General features: G+C 73.5%; 15 protein-coding genes. 9 read left to right on the top strand and 6 right to left on the bottom strand.

Annotation, left to right across the window (positions count from 1 at the left end; translation table 11 throughout):
• Positions 1 to 3 precede the first annotated feature (3 nt).
• On the bottom strand, positions 4 to 810 hold the full coding sequence (locus Q3W71_RS12335) for an MBL fold metallo-hydrolase (RefSeq protein WP_302919422.1): 807 nt from the start codon (positions 808 to 810) through the stop codon (positions 4 to 6).
• Positions 811 to 971: 161 nt separating this feature from the next.
• Here Q3W71_RS12335 and Q3W71_RS12330 point away from each other — a divergent pair, with 161 nt between their 5' ends.
• On the top strand, positions 972 to 2,189 hold the full coding sequence (locus tag Q3W71_RS12330; protein ID WP_167179712.1) for an NADP-dependent isocitrate dehydrogenase: 1,218 nt from the start codon (positions 972 to 974) through the stop codon (positions 2,187 to 2,189).
• A gap of 670 nt (positions 2,190 to 2,859) precedes the next feature.
• Here the strand turns inward: Q3W71_RS12330 and galT are convergent.
• From galT to Q3W71_RS12310, 4 genes are all read right to left on the bottom strand, one after another.
• Positions 2,860 to 3,936: a galactose-1-phosphate uridylyltransferase gene (galT, locus tag Q3W71_RS12325; RefSeq protein ID WP_302919421.1), complete on the bottom strand. Its 1,077-nt coding sequence runs from the start codon at positions 3,934 to 3,936 to the stop codon at positions 2,860 to 2,862.
• Positions 3,933 to 4,754, bottom strand: coding sequence for a DeoR/GlpR family DNA-binding transcription regulator (locus Q3W71_RS12320; RefSeq protein WP_302919420.1), 822 nt, complete (start codon positions 4,752 to 4,754; stop codon positions 3,933 to 3,935). Before Q3W71_RS12320 ends, galT begins: the two co-directional genes overlap by 4 nt.
• Positions 4,755 to 4,872: 118 nt before the next feature.
• Positions 4,873 to 6,402 (bottom strand): adenylyl-sulfate kinase, encoded by a 1,530-nt coding sequence (gene cysC / locus Q3W71_RS12315; protein ID WP_302919419.1) that lies wholly within the window; start codon positions 6,400 to 6,402, stop codon positions 4,873 to 4,875.
• Positions 6,403 to 6,565: 163 nt separating this feature from the next.
• Positions 6,566 to 7,126 (bottom strand): DM13 domain-containing protein, encoded by a 561-nt coding sequence (locus Q3W71_RS12310; RefSeq protein ID WP_302919418.1) that lies wholly within the window; start codon positions 7,124 to 7,126, stop codon positions 6,566 to 6,568.
• Positions 7,127 to 7,320: 194 nt separating this feature from the next.
• On the opposite strand from Q3W71_RS12310, the gene Q3W71_RS12305 reads away from it, so the two are divergent.
• From Q3W71_RS12305 to Q3W71_RS12295, 3 genes are read left to right on the top strand one after another with little or no spacing between them, the layout of a single operon-like run.
• The gene (locus Q3W71_RS12305; protein ID WP_302919417.1) at positions 7,321 to 8,268 is read left to right on the top strand and encodes a polyphosphate polymerase domain-containing protein; all 948 of its coding nucleotides are present in this window, start codon (positions 7,321 to 7,323) and stop codon (positions 8,266 to 8,268) included.
• A gap of 6 nt (positions 8,269 to 8,274) precedes the next feature.
• Positions 8,275 to 8,952, top strand: a complete 678-nt coding sequence (locus Q3W71_RS12300) for a DUF4956 domain-containing protein (RefSeq protein WP_302919416.1) — start codon at positions 8,275 to 8,277, stop codon at positions 8,950 to 8,952.
• Complete coding sequence (locus tag Q3W71_RS12295) at positions 8,952 to 10,778, top strand: CotH kinase family protein (protein WP_302919415.1); 1,827 nt, start codon at positions 8,952 to 8,954, stop codon at positions 10,776 to 10,778. Before Q3W71_RS12300 ends, Q3W71_RS12295 begins: the two co-directional genes overlap by 1 nt.
• On the opposite strand, the gene Q3W71_RS12290 is transcribed toward Q3W71_RS12295, so the two are convergent.
• Complete coding sequence (locus Q3W71_RS12290) at positions 10,756 to 12,270, bottom strand: glycosyltransferase family A protein (protein ID WP_302919414.1); 1,515 nt, start codon at positions 12,268 to 12,270, stop codon at positions 10,756 to 10,758. The genes Q3W71_RS12295 and Q3W71_RS12290 overlap by 23 nt on opposite strands.
• A 243-nt stretch (positions 12,271 to 12,513) precedes the next feature.
• On the opposite strand from Q3W71_RS12290, the gene Q3W71_RS12285 reads away from it, so the two are divergent.
• The 5 genes from Q3W71_RS12285 (at position 12,514) to Q3W71_RS12265 (ending at position 16,834) form a co-directional block, all read left to right on the top strand.
• Entirely contained in the window at positions 12,514 to 13,428 is a 915-nt protein-coding gene (locus Q3W71_RS12285; protein ID WP_302919413.1) for an ABC transporter ATP-binding protein, read from the top strand.
• Entirely contained in the window at positions 13,421 to 14,311 is an 891-nt protein-coding gene (locus Q3W71_RS12280; RefSeq protein WP_302919412.1) for an ABC transporter permease, read from the top strand. The genes Q3W71_RS12285 and Q3W71_RS12280 overlap by 8 nt, the downstream gene beginning before the upstream one ends.
• On the top strand, positions 14,308 to 15,279 hold the full coding sequence (locus tag Q3W71_RS12275; protein ID WP_302919411.1) for an ABC transporter ATP-binding protein: 972 nt from the start codon (positions 14,308 to 14,310) through the stop codon (positions 15,277 to 15,279). The genes Q3W71_RS12280 and Q3W71_RS12275 overlap by 4 nt, the downstream gene beginning before the upstream one ends.
• Before the next feature lies 1 nt (position 15,280).
• A complete protein-coding gene (locus tag Q3W71_RS12270) occupies positions 15,281 to 15,991 on the top strand; it encodes an ABC transporter permease (protein ID WP_302919410.1) in 711 nt (236 codons plus the stop codon).
• A gap of 198 nt (positions 15,992 to 16,189) precedes the next feature.
• Positions 16,190 to 16,834: a hypothetical protein gene (locus tag Q3W71_RS12265; RefSeq protein WP_302919409.1), complete on the top strand. Its 645-nt coding sequence runs from the start codon at positions 16,190 to 16,192 to the stop codon at positions 16,832 to 16,834.
• The last annotated feature ends 10 nt before the right edge of the window (positions 16,835 to 16,844 follow it).

Here is a 16,844-nt window from a genome sequence, read left to right as displayed (position 1 = left end):
GGGTTAGAGGGGGAGGAACGGGGGGTTGAGGTGGGGAGTGGCGAGGATGGTGGGGGTCTGGGCGGCGAGGGTGCGTAGCAGGGTGGTGCGGGAGGCGCGGGCGGTCTCCGGGTCCATCTCGTGGGCGTACGCCAGGTCCGGGTCGACCAGTTGCACGGTGTGGACCAGCAGGTCTCCGGTGAGCAGCAGGCGCTCGTCGCCGCCGTCGAGCAGCACGCACTGGTGGCCGGGGGTGTGCCCGGGCGTCGGCAGCAGCCGTACGCCCGATCCGACGGTGGCCTCGCCGTCGACCACCCGGAGCTGGCCGGCGGCGCGCAACGGCGCGACCAGCCCGGCCCGCAACCCCGGGTTGATCGACCCCAACGCGTCCAGCTCGGCCCGCTGGACGAGGTAGTCGGCGTTCGGGAAGTACGGCGTGCCCGGCGAGCCGGTGACCGCCCAGCCGATGTGGTCGGTGTGCAGGTGGGTGAGCACCACGGTGCGGACGTCCGCCGGGTCGATGCCGGCGGCGGCCAGCTCGGCCGGGAGCCGGCCGGGCACCGGAGCCCAGCTCGCGGCGGGGGAGTCGGCCGGGCCGATGCCCGCGTCGACCAGGGTGACCGGCCCGTCCCCGGTGCGGATGGCGAAGCTGCGAAAGCGCAGCCACCAGCGCCCGTCGGCGGTGACCGCGGCCGGGTCCCGCTGGTCGGCCACGCGCCAGTGCTCCGCCGTGGCGTGCGGGAACGCCTCCTCGCGGGGCTGGAAGAACGGCCCCTCGCCGTCGGTGAGCGCGGTGACCGTGATAGACCCGAGGGTGCGGTTCGGCGGCATCGGGCGATGGTGCCACCGATCCCGTTGGTCGGGCATCCCCGTTTTCCCGAGCCCGCATCCGGGCTGGTCAGCGCGCTGACGGAGGCCGGGTGGGGAACGCCAGCCGGTTCCAGTACGCTCGTACTGCTTGAGCACGTGTCCCCCGAGAGGAGCGCCGGCCGATGGCGAAGATCAAGGTAAACAACCCGGTCGTGGAGCTCGACGGCGACGAGATGACCCGGATCATCTGGAAGCAGATCCGGGAGCAGCTGATCCTGCCCTACCTCGACGTCGACCTGCACTACTACGACCTGTCGATCCAGCACCGCGACGAGACCGACGACCAGGTCACCGTCGACGCCGCCAACGCCATCAAGGAGCACGGCGTGGGCGTCAAGTGCGCGACGATCACCCCGGACGAGGCCCGGGTGGAGGAGTTCGGCCTCAAGAAGATGTGGCGGTCGCCGAACGGCACCATCCGCAACATCCTCGGCGGCGTGGTGTTCCGCGAGCCGATCATCATGTCCAACGTGCCGCGGCTGGTCCCCGGCTGGACCAAGCCGATCATCATCGGCCGGCACGCCCACGGCGACCAGTACAAGGCCACCGACTTCGTCGTCCCCGGCCCGGGCACGGTGACCATCACCTACACCCCGGCCGACGGCTCCGCGCCGATGGAGATGGAGGTCGCCAACTTCCCCGGCGGCGGCGTCGCCATGGGCATGTACAACTTCGACGAGTCGATCCGCGACTTCGCCCGCGCCTCCATGCGCTACGGCCTGGACCGCGGCTACCCGGTCTACCTGTCCACCAAGAACACCATCCTCAAGGCGTACGACGGCCGGTTCAAGGACATCTTCGCCGAGGTGTTCGAGAACGAGTTCAAGGCCGAGTTCGAGGCCGCCGGCATCAGCTACGAGCACCGGCTGATCGACGACATGGTCGCCGCCGCGCTGAAGTGGGAGGGCGGCTTCGTCTGGGCCTGCAAGAACTACGACGGTGACGTGCAGTCCGACACCGTCGCGCAGGGCTTCGGCTCGCTGGGCCTGATGACCTCGGTGCTGATGACCCCGGACGGCCGTACGGTCGAGGCCGAGGCCGCGCACGGCACGGTCACCCGGCACTACCGGCAGTACCAGAAGGGCGAGAAGACCTCGACCAACCCGATCGCGTCGATCTACGCCTGGACCCGTGGCCTGGCCCACCGGGGCAAGCTCGACGGCACCCCGGCGGTCACCGAGTTCGCCAACACCCTGGAGCAGGTCATCGTGGACACCGTCGAGGGCGGCCAGATGACCAAGGACCTCGCGCTGCTCATCTCGCGGGACGCCCCGTGGCTGACCACCGACGAGTTCATGAACGCGCTCGACGAGAACCTGGCGCGCCGCCTCGCCGCCTGATCGGTCGAACCGCACCACCCCGGAAGCCCGCCGGCACCCGCCGGCGGGCTTCCGCCGTTCCCGGTCGGCTGATCGACTCCGGGTCGGCGATCCGGGGGCGTCCGGGGCGGGTGGACACCGCCACATCGGCGATCCGGCGTGCCGCCCGCCGTCGGCCCGGCCGCGCGTACGGCGTGTCGCGGGACGACACGCACGTAGCGTCACCTTCCCCGGCGCGCCTCGTTGACCTGGGTGGACGAGATGCCAGTCGCGTCCAGGAGGGTTGACGCGGGTCGCCTCGCGGCAGAGTGCCGATCAGCCAGCCTTCCCGGCTGTCGTGCACAGCCAGCCGTCCCTTCCCTGCGGGGGGCCCTGTCCCGGGCCCCCCGCGCCCTGTCCGGGCCTTCCAGACTCGGGAGCCGTGTCCGGGCATCCCGCCTCCGACGCCCTGTCCGGGGCATCCCGCCTCCGACGCCCTGTCCGGGCTTCCGGCTCCGTGCCCGTGCTGCCCCGGCGTCGTGCCCCGGTCCGGCCCCGCGCCGTCGTGACGCGGGTTCGGCCTCGCGCTGGCGGCGAGGGTCCGTCGGGTGGCGAGGGTGCGTCGGGTGGCGAGGGTGCGTCGGGCGGCGAGGGCGCGTCGGGCGGCGAGGGCGCGTCGGGCGGCGAGGGTCCGTCCGGCGGCGGGGGCGCGTCAGGCGGCGCGGAGCAGTTCGGCGGCCCGCTCCGGGGCGATGTCGTTGATGAACACACCCATCCCCGACTCCGATCCGGCCAGGTACTTCAGCTTGTCCTTCGCCCGCCGGATGCTGAACAGCTGCAGGTGCAGGTGGCCCAGCTCGCGGTCGACCCGGACCGGGGCCTGGTGCCAGGCCGCGATGTAGGGCATCGGCAGGTCGAACAGCGCGTCGAAGCGGCGCAGCAGGTCCAGGTAGAGCGGACCGAACGCGTCCCGCTCGGCGTCGTCCAGCGCCGGGATGTCCGGCACCGGCCGGTGCGGGGCGACGTGCACCTCGAACGGCCAGCGGGCGGCCGCCGGCACGTACGCCGTCCAGTGCTCGTTGGTGGCCACCACCCGCTCGCCGGCGGCCCGCTCGGCGGCGAGGACGTCGGCGTAGAGGTTGCCGCCGCCGGTGCGCTCGGCGTGCCGGCGGGCGGCGGCCAGCAGCGACCGGGTGCGCGGCGTCACGAAGGGGTACGCGTAGATCTGGCCGTGCGGGTGGTGCAGGGTGACGCCGATCTCCACGCCCCGGTTCTCGAAGCAGAACACCTGCTCCACCCCGGGCAGCTCGCCGAGCGCGGTGGTCCGGTCGGCGAGCGCGTCCAGCACGGTGCGCACCCGGCTCGGCGGCAGGCTGGCGAAGGAGGCGTCGTGGTCGGCCGTGAAGCAGACCACCTCGCAGCGCCCCAGCCCCGGCCGGACCGGGGTGAACGGGGTGATCTCACCCGGCTCGTCGGCCACCCGGCCGCTCAGCGACGGAAAGCGGTTCTCGAAGACCACCACGTCGTAGTCCGGCGCCGGGATCTCGGTGAGCCGGTCGCCGACGGACGGGTCCAGCGGGCACTCGTTCGCCGGCGGCAGGAACGTGCGGGTCTGCCGGTGCACGGCGACCGCCACCCACTCGTCGGTGAGCGGGTCGTAGCGCAGCTGCGAGGCGGCCGGCAGCGGGGGCAGCTCCCGACGGTCCGGCTGGTCGCGGACCGCGTCGTCGCGCTCGTCGAAGTAGATCAGCTCGCGGCCGTCGGCCAGCCGGATCGCCGTGCGCTTCACTGCGCCACCTCTCCACTCGTCGGGGCGGTCGTCCGTCCCCCGCCCGTCCCGGTCACCACCACCAGCTCACCCACCCGCTCGCCGAGTACCCGGCGGGCGTCGGCCGGCAACCGGTCGTCGGTGACCAGCACGTGGGCGGCGGCGAGCTCGACGATGGAGGAGATGCCGACCGTGCCCCACTTGGTGTGGTCGGCCAGCACCACCAGCCGGTCCGCCGCCGCCACCAGCGCCCGGTCGGTCTCGGCCTCCATCAGGTTGGGGGTGGTGAAGCCGGCCCGCTCGCTGATCCCGTGCACCCCGAGGAAGAGCAGGTCCAGGTGCAGCGACCGGATCGCGGCCACGGCCAGCGGCCCGACCAGCGCGTCCGACGGCGTACGCACCCCGCCGGTGAGCACCACCGTCTGGTCGGACCGGCCGCCGGCGTGCAGGATCTCGGCCACCGGCAGCGAGTTGGTCACCACTGTCAGGCCGGGCACGTCGACCAGCCGGCGGGCCAGCTCGGCGGTGGTGGTGCCGGCGGAGAGGGCGATCGCCGCACCGGGCCGGACCAGCTCGGCGGCCCGGCTGGCGATGGCGGCCTTCTCCGGCAGCTGCCGCACCGACTTGGCCCGGAAGCCGGGCTCGTCGGTGGAGCCGGGGCCGGCGGCGGTCGCCCCGCCGTGCACCTTGGCCAGCAGGCCACGATCGTGCAGCGCCTCCAGGTCGCGCCGGATGGTCATGTCCGAGACGCCGAACTCGGCGGCCAGCTCGGTGACCCGGACCCCGCCGGTGCTGCGCACCCGGTCGAGGATGGCCGCCTGCCGCTGCTGCGCGAGCATCCCGCCGCACCTCCCGCGCCAGCCGCGCACTCTCACGCGGTCGAACGTGTTCCAACAAGAATGAACACTAGCGCGTACGGCTCGACAGCGGGAAGGAACCCCGGGGCGACGCCGGTGATCAGGTGGACTGGAGGCGGGGCTCGACCCAGCCCGTCTCGGTCAGGTGGTGCAGCACTGCCTGCACCGCCTCCTCGACGGTCAGGTCGGTGGTGTCGATGACCAGGTCGGCGTCGGTCGGCTCCTCGTACGGGTCGTCGACGCCGGTCATCCCGGTGAGCAGGCCGGCCCGGGCCCGCGCGTACAGGCCCTTGCGGTCGCGCTGCTCGCACACCTCCAGCGGGGTGGCGACGTGCACCAGCAGGAAGCCGGCCCCGGCCGCCATCGCCATCTCCCGGGCGGTCGCCCGCGCCTGCGCGTACGGGGCGATCGGGCAGCAGATGCCGACGCCGCGATGCCGGGCGATCTCGGCGGCGACCCAGCCGATCCGGCGGACGTTGAGGTCCCGATCGGTCTTGCTGAAGCCCAGCCCGGCGGAGAGTTCCCGGCGCACCACGTCGCCGTCGAGCAGGCTGACCGTCCGGTCGCCCTGCTCGCGCAGCGCGTGGGCCAGCCCGCGGGCGATGGTCGACTTGCCGGAACCGGACAGGCCGGTCAGGAAGACCACCAGGCCCCGGTGCCGGCGGGGCGGCCGGGCCCGGGCCAGCTCCTTGGCGACCGCCGGCGGGGTGTGCCACTCCGGCAGCGGGAAGCCCCGGTCCAGCAGGTCGTCGATCTCGGCCTGGGTGAGCGCGAGGCGGCGGTTGCGCGGCGGGATGTCCTCCCGCCAGCGCCACTGCCCGTCCCGGTTGTCGTAGGCCAGCTCGCGCGGCACCAGCACCCGCAGCCCGGCCCCGGAGAGCATCTCGCCGGTGGAGAGCAGGTGGGTCACCCCGTACGCGGCGGAGACCCGGGCCCGCAGCAGCGCGTCGCTGATCTCGTCGCGGCGGCGGGACAGCGGCACCGCCACCAGCGTGGCCGGCGGCATCCGGTCGCGGGCGGCGAAGATGCTGCGCACCAGCGACTCCGGCGGCAGCCCGCCGGTGCCGTCCTCACCGACCGGGATCATCACCAGCAGGTGCGCGGCCAGGGTACGGGCGGCGTGCGCGATCTGGGCCAGCTGCGGCCGGTGCAGTGGCCGGTCGGCCACCACCCCGAGCACCCGGCCGGGAGGCAGCAGCGCGCGGATCTCCTCCGGGGTGCGGCGCAGCCGCTGGAACGGCCCGTGGCCGCCGTCGCCGAGCCGGCGCACCGTACCGCCGACCCCGGCCACCCCGTCGCGCACCTGCCAGGCGTCGGCCACGTCCAGCGCGGCCACCGGGGCGCCCTCGCCGTCGGTGAGCACCAGCACCCGGCGCGCCGGGTCCCGGGGGTCGAGCCCCTGGGCCAGTGCCGCGGGCACCTGGAGGGTCACCGCGACCTGCCACGGGGTGTCGTCGGCGAGCCGGCCGCGGCGGCTGACCGAGACCAGGTCGGCGCGGGTCATGAAACCGGTGAGCGGGGCGTACGCCCCGATCAGCAGCAGTTCCAGATCGGCCAGCTCACCGGGCCTCGGTGTGTACGCCGGCGCGTCCCGCAGCACCTCGTCGGACAGCACCCATCCGTTGCTCATCAGACCCCCAACCCGCTGACCGGCACACAGTTTCTCAGTCGACCGTGAATCGGTCGAGAGCGCCACTCCACTCCCGTCCGGTCGGCGGCGCGACCGGCGGTGGGAGGCGGCGACCCGGGTCGGCGGGGGTGCGGCGACCCGGGGCCGGCTGCGGTGCGCGGGGTCAGGCGGCGGGTGCCAGCGGCGCGGCGCCGAACGAGACGGCGAACCGCTTGCACCAGATGGAGACGCTGGTCAGCCCGGTCAGGTCGACTCCGGCCGGTATCTCGTAGCCCTGGTCGCCCCGGTTGCCCTTGAGCCGGCCCAACTCGACCCAGCGGCCGTCGTCGAAGACCCGCCAGCCCGCGGTGCCGGTGCGCACCGGCTGGTCGGTGAGCCAGACCCGCAGGTCCGGCCCGTTCGACGTGGCCAGTCCGACGAGTTCCAGCCGGTGCCGGCCGTCCACGCCCCGGACGATCCGGGCGGTGCCGGAGGTGTCGTGCTCGTGGGTGACGAAGGCGCCGCTGCGGATCACCGTCGGGCCGGCGGGCGGGGAGGGCGGGGCGGCGGTGCCGGTCGCCGGGCCGCTCGGCGCGGCGGTGGCCACCACCGACAGGTCCTCGTCGACCTCGGCGTCGGTGACCAGCTTCCACGGCTGGAACCACCAGAGGCCGAGCGCGGCTCCGGTGCCGACGGCGGCGACCACCAGCCAGGTCAGGGGTGTACGGAACAGGCGGCTGCGCATGGCATCCAGTCTCGCCGCCGGCCGGCGGGCGGTCACCGGGCCGGCCGGTTACGGGACCCTTACCGATCCCGCCGGGGCCAATGCGCGGGTCGCCCGCTGTCCATAGCTCGTCCACAGGTCGTTCACACGGTCTTCGCATGCTGGTCGGTTTCCCTTCCACCGGTCCGCACCGAGTGACCACCGGAGGAAGGCCCATGGGTCCACGGTTCACCCGCTCCACCCGTCCGCCCGACCGGGCCGCCGAGCCCGACACCGCCCCGGCGGTCGAGCCCGGCACCGCCCCGGCGGCCGGACGTCCGGCGACCCCCCGGCGCGCCGCCGACCAAGCCGGTCACGCGCTGCGCGCGCCGAGCAAGCTGCACGCGTTCAACCGGTACGAGATCAAGTACCTGGTCGACACGGCGCGGGTGGCGGCGCTGCGGGAGCAGCTCGCCGCGCGGTTGGCGCCGGACAGTCACGGCGCCGACGGCGGCTACGGCGTGTGGAGCGTCTACTACGACACCGCCGGGCTGCGGTTCTACTGGGAGAAGATCGAGGGCCTGCGGTTCCGCCGCAAGCTGCGGATCCGGCACTACGGCGACCGGTCCATGGTGGACGACGACAGCACCGTCTACGTCGAGATCAAACAGCGGGTCAACCGGGTCACCCAGAAGCGCCGGATCGCGCTGCCGTACCGGACCGCCCGCCGGCTCTGCGACGAGCGGGTGCTGATCGAACACGACCGGTCCCAGCGGGGCTTCGTCGCCGAGGTGCTCGGTCTGGTCTCCGGCCTGGACCTGCGCCCGGTCGCGATGACCGGCTACCAGCGCGAGGCGTTCGTCGGGCAGGACGCCGACCTCGGCCTGCGGGTCACCCTGGACCACCGGGTACGCGGCCGGGATCGCGACTTCCACCTGGGCGCGGACGCCGAGAACCGGCTGATCGTCCCGCCGTCCCGGTCGATCGTCGAGGTCAAGGCCAACGAGCGGGTGCCGTACTGGCTCACCGACCTCGCCGCCCGCGCCGAACTCCAGGTGGTGCGGGTCTCCAAGTACTGCCAGAGCGTCGAGGCGTTCGGCCGGGCGCCGCGCTCGATCTTCCACATCCACGACCACGACCCGGCCGCCGACCTGACGGCGGCCGTCCCGGGAAGCGAGGCCTGAACTTTCATGGACATCACGTTCCAGGACCTGTCCGGCACCTTCAGCGTCGGCGACATCGCCCTCGCACTGTTGCTGTCGTTCCTGCTGAGCACCATGATCGGCCTGGTCTACCGGGCCACTCACCGCAACGTGTCGTACAGCCAGTCGTACGTCCAGACGCTGATCATCCTCGGCATGCTGATCTCGCTGATCATGCTGGTGGTGGGCTCCAACATCGCGCGGGCCTTCGCCCTGGTCGGCGCGCTGTCGGTGGTCCGCTTCCGCAACGCGATCAAGGAGACCCGCGACGTCGGGTTCATCTTCCTGGTGATGGGCGTCGGCATGGCCTGCGGCACCCGGTTCTACACCCTGGCCGTGGTCGCCGCCTTCGCGATCAGCCTGGTCATCGTGGTGATGTACCGGTTCAACTGGTTTGCCCTCCAGGTGCAGCGGCAGGTGGTGAAGGTGCAGGTGCCCGCCGGCGGTGATCACACGGCGGACATCCAGGACGTGCTGGTCCGGCACACCAGCGAGTTCGAACTGGTCAGCCTGGAGTCGATCCGGGCCGGCGCGCTCACCGAGCTGATGTACACAGTCCGGCTGAAGAAGGGCAGCGAGCCGGGCGACCTGATCGCGGCGCTGAGCGAGCGGACCTCGGGGCAGCGGGTCACCGTGCTGACCGGCTACGACCAGACGGACCTGTGATGCAGCGGCTTCCCCGTCCGGCGCTGCCGCGCCGGCTCCGGCGCCGGATCCCGGTCCGGGTGCGGCAGAACTGGCGGCTGCTGACCACCTGCGTGGCCTTCCTCGCCGTCCTCACCCTGGTGCTCGGCACCGAACGGATCCGACCGTACGTGGCCGGCGCCGGCGCTGCCGGAGCGGAGACGGTGACCGTCGACCTCGCCGGCACCCGGGACCTCTTCGACGCCGGGGCGTCCCACTCGATCAGCCTCACCTTCCGGGACGCGGACTACCAGCGGATGCTGGAGACGTACTGGAAGGAGGGGGAGAAGGAGTACGTCGAGGCGGACCTGGTCGTCGACGGCACCTCGATCCCCAGCGTGGGCATCCGGCTCAAGGGCAACTCGACCCTCGGCGCGTTGACCTGGAATGGGGAGACCCGGCCGCGCCAGGGAGGGGAGGCGGGCGGGCCGGCCGGCGGTCAGCCGCCCGCCGGCCAGCGGCAGGGCGCCCGTCCGCAGGGGGTACGCCCACCGGGCGGCGCGGCCCCGGACGGCGCGGCTCCGGACGGTACGGCCCCGGGTGGGCCGGCCCTCGACGGCGCGGTCCCGGACGGGACGGCTCCGGATGGGGCCGCTCCCGGTGGCGCGGCTCCGGGCGTCAGCGGTCCCGGTGCCGGCGGTCCCGGTGCCGGCGGTCCCGGTGCCGGCGGTCCCGGTGCCGGCGGTCCCGGTGCCGGCGGTGCCGGGACGGGTCGGGTCGGCCTGAAGGCGGAGGAACCGGAGACGCTGCCCTGGTTGATCAGCTTCGACGAGTTCGTCGAGGGGCGCCGCTACCAGGGGCACCGGGAGGTCGCGGTCCGGGTCGGCGGCATGGGCGGTGGCTCGACAGTGCTGAACGAGGCGCTGTCACTGTCCCTACTGGACGGCGTCGGCGAGACGACCCAGCGGTACGCGTACTCGTCGTTCACCGTCAACGACCGGCCGACCACGGCCCGGCTGCTGGTCGAGCACCCGGACGAGCACTTCGCCGAGCGGCTGGCCGGCGACGGGGTGCTCTACAAGGCGCTGGCCGGCGGCAGCTTCACCGACCAGGGTGACGACCCGACCGAGTACCAGGACGACTTCAAGCAGATCACCATGCGCGGCAGCCAGGATCTGCAACCGGTGATCAACCTGATCCGGTGGGTGCACTCGGCCAGCGACGAGGAGTTCGCCGCCACCCTCGCCGAGAAGGTCGACGTGCGATCCTTCGCCCGCTACGTCGCGCTGCAGAACCTGCTGCTGAACTTCGACGACATGGCCGGCCCCGGGCGGAACTACTACCTCTGGTACGACCTCGGCACGAAGAAGTTCAGCGTGCTCAGCTGGGACCACAACCTGACCTTCAGCGGCAACGCCACCCAGGGTCCGCACGACAGCGGCGGCCCGGGCCTGCGGGGCCCCGGCCGTGCCCCGGGAGACGCCACGACCCCGGACGCCGCCGGCACGCCGGGCACCGCCGCCGCCTCGGGGACCGGTGCCGTCCCGGACGCGGCCGCCGCCGGTGCCGCGCCCGACGGCGGGCGGCGGGGTGGCGCGATGGGCGGCCACCGGCTGAAGGAACGGTTCCTGGCCAGCGCCGCGTTCACCCGGGTCTACGAGGACGCGTACCGCGAGTTGTTCCAGGAGATCTACGGCAGCGGCCGGGCTGGCGGAGCGCTGGACGCGATCACCACCGCGCTGAAGACGGTGGACGGGGTGGACGCCGCGGCGGTGGACCGGGACGCCGGTCAGTTGCGCACGCTCATCCAGCAGCGCACCGCGAGCCTGCGCGCCGACGAGGTGGTCACCGGGGGAGGCGGCGGCTGACCGCCCAGCGAGCCCGCCACCACAACCCCGCCCGGTCGCGCACCACCGGCCGGGCACCGTCGGACGAGAAGTGCAGGACGAGCGCCAGGGGGGTGTCCACGGTCCACCCGGCGCTGGTGATCCGGGCCTTCAGGAACCAGGTGCCCCTGGTCCGGCCGGAGTTGAGCCGGTCGAGGTGGACCGTGGCGGTGGCGTGGTGGACGAGGTGCAGCGTGCCGTCGTCCCCGGTCACCTTCTCGGTGTGGCAGGTGACCGGCAGGAAGACCTCCTCGTTGGTCTCCCGGCGCCGGGCGATCAGGTCGAGCCGGCTCTTGTCGAGCGTGCCGGTCGAGTCGCTCAGTGCGGGGTCGACGCCCGCCACCGGCAGCACCAGCACCTCCCGGTCGCCGTCGGCGGCGAAGGCCACCGGCCGGCCCCCGGACTCCAGCCGGGCGGAGACGGCGACGGTGAGGGTCGAGCCGCGCAGCTCGCGGCGGTCCACGGCCCCGGTGGCCGAGATGCCCGTCTCCCACTCGGCCAGCCGGCGCAGGTCCTCGACCCGCCCCTGCTCGGCGAGGTGGGCGGCCACCCGTTGCAGGGGCGGCAGCCCGGCGGCGACCCCGGGCGCGAAGCGCTCCCGGATGATCTGCCGCACCTCGTGGGCGACCTGGTCGGTCCACTCCGGCGGGGCCTCCAGCAGGCGCCGCCGGCGCAGCCGGTGGAGCATCTCGTGGCGCAGCCACCGCCGGTGCAGCCGGTCCCGCACGTCACCCGGCGGGACGTGCGCGTCGACGATGTCGAGCGCCTCGCGCAGGCCGGCGAAGTAGCTGACCGGATCGAAGAACTTGCGGGCCGTGACGTTGCCGGCGTCCTGGCGTCGCCGGTGGTGGTAGCAGGTGTAGTCGGCCAGGACGCAGGTCCGCCGGGAGAGCAGGTAGGCCCGCACGACCATCCGGTGGTCCTCCAGCCGCAGGTGCGGCCCCTCCGAGAAGCGCAGCCGGTGCTCGTCGAGGAAGGACCGCCGGAACAGCTTGTGGCAGGTCAGGCTGTCGATCAGCGGGGCGTTCGCGAGCGTGGCGTCGAAGCGGTTGCGGCGGAACAGCTCCCGCGGCACGCGGCGGCCGTGCCCGGCCATCTTGCCGACCACCAGGTCGGCGTCGTGCGTCGTCGCGCAGTCGTGGAGCCGTTCGAGCGCCTCGTCGCCGAACCAGTCGTCGTCGTCGGCGAAGAAGACGTACTCGCCGCGGGCCCGCTCGACGCCCAGGTTGCGGGGCCGCGACGGCCAGCCGGAGTTCGGGATGTGCAGCACGTCGAAGTGCGGGTGCGCGGCGGCCAGTTCGTCCAGCCGGGCCGGCGTGGCGTCGGTGGAGCCGTCGTCGACGAAGATCACCTCGAACTCGCCGGGCGGCAGCGACTGGCGCAGCAGCGAGGCGACCAGCTTCTCGATGTGCGGCCCGCTGTTGTGGACCGGAACCACGACACTGACCCGGGGCGTCCTGGTGTCGAGGGGCATACGTCCTCCGGTGGGCTCGCGCGACGGGTTCGGACAGTCGACGCCGAACGGCACCATTCTGGTGGCGACGCCGCCCGCTGTGGGGGCGGGCATGGCGGGGCCGGGTGGAGCTGGCCGGTGACCGGCCGGTGGCCCACCGCGGCGGCGGGCGGGCGGACCCTAGGGGGCCCCGGCGGCAGAATCAGGGGAGCGCCAGGGGTCCACCAGGCCCGCGGCGGGCCCGGAATGCCTACGCTGGGCGGCGTGACACTCATCGCGACCGAGTCGCTGACCAAGACGTACGGGGGTGGGGTCACCGCGCTGGCCGACCTGACCGTCGCGGTCGAGCCCGGGATCATCGGCCTGGTCGGCGCGAACGGCGCCGGCAAGTCGACGCTGATCAAGATCCTGCTCGGCCTGCTCGCCCCGACCAGCGGCCGGGTGCGGGTGCTTGGCCTCGACCCCACCACCGAATCCGCGGGAGTCCGCGCCCGGGTCGGCTACATGCCCGAGCACGACGCCCTGCCGCCCGACCTCACCGCCGCCGAGCTGGTCACCCACCTCGGCCGGATCAGCGGGCTGCCGCGTACGGTCGCCCGCGAGCGGGCCTCCGAGGCGCTGCGGCACGTCGGGCTCTACGAGGAGCGCTACCGCCCGGTGGGCGGCTACTCCACCGGCATGAAGCAGCGGGTGAAGCTCGCCCAGGCGCTGGTGCACGACCCCGACCTGCTGCTGCTCGACGAGCCGACCAACGGCCTGGACCCGGCCGGCCGGGACGCCATGCTGGCCCTGGTGCACCGGATCGGCACCGAGTTCGGCATCTCCGTCCTGGTCTGCTCGCACCTGCTCGGCGAGGTGGAGCGGATCTGCGACACCCTGGTCGCCATCGACGGCGGGCGGCTGCTGCGGGCCGACCACATCTCCGCCATGACCTCGGCCACCGACGTGCTCGCCGTCGAGGTCAGCGAGGGCACCGAGGAACTGGCCGCGCGGCTCGCCGCGCTGCGCCTGCCGGTGCGCCGGGACGGGCGGCTGCTGCTCGTCGAACTCGCCGACGACGACACCTACGACCTCATCCTCGGCGCGGTCGCCGAGCTGGACCTGCCGCTGCACCGGCTGGACCAGCGCCGGCACCGGGTGGCCGAGCTCTTCGCCACGAGGGAGCCCAGCCATGCCTGAGCCCACCGGCGTCATCCACGACATCGGATACCAGCGCTACACCGGCCCCCGGTTGGGGCGCCGACAGGTCTTCGGCGCGCTCTACCTGCACGGCCTGCGCACCGCCTTCGGCCTGGGCCGCAGCGCCAAGGCCAAGATCTTCCCCTGGCTGGTGGTCGGCATCGTCACCGTGGTGGCCGCCGGCGCCACAGCGGTACGCAGCCAGATCGGCGAGGTGGTGATGACCTACGCCCAGTTCGCCGACAACATGAGCTGGCTGGTCATCTTCTTCGTCGCGGTGGTCGCCCCGGAGCTGGTCTCCCGGGACCTGCGCAGCGGGGTGCTGCCGCTCTACTTCTCCCGGCCGCTGCCCCGGTCGGACTACCCGCTGGCCAAGCTGCTGGCGATGGCGACCGCGCTCTGGCTGCTGCTGGGCGCGCCGCAGCTGGTGATGTTCCTGGGCGCCGCGTTCACCACCGGCGACGGCATGCGCGGGGTCTGGAACGAGCTGCTCGACCTGCTGCCGGGGCTGCTCTACGCCGGGCTGTGGGCGGTGGTCTTCGCCTCGATCGGCCTGCTGGTCGCCTCGCTCACCGGCAAGCGGGCCTTCGCCGCCGGCGGCATCGTCGCGGTCTTCCTGATGACCACGCCGATCGTCGCCACCCTGTCGGTCATGCCGTCCCGGGCGGTGAACGAACTGGCCTTCCTCGCCTCGCCGTCGACGCTGGTGCAGGGCGTGGGGGTCTGGTCCCTCGGCGACCTGCTGATCACCGAGAACGGCGCCGGCCAGACCGAATCGCTGATCGGCGACTTCGGTCCGGTCTACGCGGTCGCCGCCGTGCTGCTGGTGGCCGCCTGCGTCACCCTGCTGCTGGCCCGGTACCGGAAGGTGGCCGCCCGATGAGCGCGACGAGTGCCGACACCCGGCCCACGACGGCCGGCGAGCCGTCCGCCCCGACCGTGAGCACCCTGGAGCTGGCCGGCGTCTCCCGCTGGTACGGCAACGTGGTGGCGGTCAACGACGTCAGCATGAGCCTCGGCCCGGGCGTCACCGGGCTGCTCGGCCCGAACGGTGCGGGCAAGACCACGCTGCTGCACATGATGGCCGGCTTCCTGGCCCCGTCGCGCGGCGCGGTCACCCTGGACGGCCGGCCCACCTGGCGCAACCCCGAGGTCTACCGGCGACTCGGCCTGGTCAGCGAGCGGGAGGCGGTGCACACCTTCCTCACCGCCCACGAGTTCGTGCTGGCCAGCGCGAAGCTGCACCGGCTGCCGGACCCGGCGGAGGCGGCCCGGCGGGCGATCGCGCTGGTCGAGCTGGAGAGCGCGCAGGACCGCCGGATCGGCACGTACTCCAAGGGCATGCGACAGCGCGCCCGGGTGGCGGCGGCGCTCGTGCACGACCCGCAGGTGCTGCTGCTCGACGAGCCGTTCAACGGAATGGACCCGCGCCAGCGGCTGCACATGATGGAGCTGCTGCACCGCCTCGGCGACGCCGGCCGGACGATCCTGTTCAGCTCGCACATCCTGGAGGAGGTCGAGCAGGTCTCCGGCACTGTCCAGGTGATGGTCGCCGGCCGGCTGGCCGCCTCCGGCGACTTCCGTACCATCCGGCGGCTGATGACCAACCGGCCGCACGTGTTCGCGGTGCGCTCCACCGACGACCGGGCGCTGGCGGTCGCGCTGATGGCCGAGGCGTCGGTGACCGGGGTCGAGCTGGACCGCACCGGCCTGACCGTCCGGGCCGGCGACTACGGCGCGTTCACCCGGGCGCTGCCGCGGATCGCGCTGGCGCACGGCATCCGGGTCCGGCAACTGGTGCCCGAGGACGAGTCCCTGGAGAGCGTCTTCTCCTACCTGGTGGAGGCCTGACATGTCGACCGTTTCCTGGATCACCGCGCGGGGACTGTTCGGCCGTCGCCGGTTCCTCCTGCTGCTGCCGCTCCCGGCGGTGCTGGTGGTGCTCGCCGTGCTCTCCCGCGCGCTCGGGGTGGACCCGGGCGAGTGGGGCCCGGCGGTGCTGGTCGGTCTCGGCCTGGCAGTGGTGCTACCGGTGGTGGCCCTGATCGTCGGCACCGGCGTGCTGGGCGCCGAGATCGACGACGGCACCGTGGTGCACATCCTGACCAAGCCGCTGCCGCGCTGGCAGATCGTGCTGCCGAAGCTCGCGGTGGCCACCGGCGTCAGCGCGGTCACCGTCGCGGTGCCGCTCTACGTCGCGGGCGTGCTGGCCGATTCGGTACGCCTCGGCCTGGCGCTGGCCGCCGCCGCGTCGGCCGGGGCGCTGGCCTACTCGGCCCTGTTCGTGGCGCTCAGCCTGGTCACCCGTCGGCCGGTGCTGCTCGGCCTGGTCTACGTGCTGATCTGGGAGGGGCTGCTGGGCAACTTCGTCAGCGGCACCAAGGTGCTCTCCATCCAGCAGTACGTGATCGCCCTCGCCGACCGGCTGGCCCCCACCGGGCTGCTGGAGGCCGACGTCTCGGTGCCGGTGGCGGCGGTGATGACCGCGCTGATCAGCGTCGGCTTCACCGTGCTGGCGATCGACCGGCTGCGCTCGTTCAGCGTGGCGGGCGAGACGAGCTGAGCGCCGCCGGCCGGGTGCCCGTCACCCGGCCGGGCGGCATCGTTCCACGAGCGTGCTGCCGCGGAGTCACCACGACGACTCCGCGGTGTCACGCTCGACGCGGTACGGGCCGGCCACCAGGGGTTTCCGGTACACCGGTGGGCGGATGGTAGGGCTGGCCGGATGGACCGGGCCGGCCCGGTCGGCGAGGCTGGACGCGTGAGTGCAGGAGCGGGACACGTCCTGCCGCGCCAGCCGTACCCGGCCGCGCGGCACTGGCTGGTGAGCCTCGCGGTGGCCGGGCTGGCCGCCGCGGTGACCACGACGGCGGCGCAGGGCAGCGGCCACTTCCACTGGTGGGCCGGGTTCGTACTGATCCCGGGCGCGCTGATCGCGGCCACCGGCGGGCCACTGCTGGCCCGTGGCGGTGGGCGGGCGTTCGCCGGCTACGTGGTCGCCTGCCTCGGCACGCTGGTCTTCGCGGTCGGCGCGCTGCTGATGTTCGGCGTGATGGGTCGGGGCTGGCCGGTCATGATCATCCTGCCCTGCCTGGCGGTCGCCGGCACCTACCTGTGGCGGCCGGCGCACCCGCTGGCCCGGGGGCTGCACCGGGCCGCCGCCCTGCTGGCCCTCGCCGGCGCCCTGCTCGGCGGCACCTTCCAGCTGATCCGGGCCGGCCTGGTCGACTTCGGCGACACCGGCTGGTGGGGCGCCTACCTCATGCTGGCCGGGGTGATCGTGCTCGGCAACGCCGTCGAGCTGACCCGGCACCGGATGCCGTACCGGCTCCAGGCCATCACCCTGCTGGTCGGCCCGGCCGTGATCTCGTTCCTGCTCGGTCTGCGCTTCCTCCGCGGCTGGTGACCCCACCGCG

Source organism: Micromonospora sp. C28SCA-DRY-2, from assembly GCF_030519475.1.
Taxonomy (GTDB): domain Bacteria; phylum Actinomycetota; class Actinomycetes; order Mycobacteriales; family Micromonosporaceae; genus Micromonospora.
This window is presented reverse-complemented; position numbering and strand designations above follow the sequence as displayed.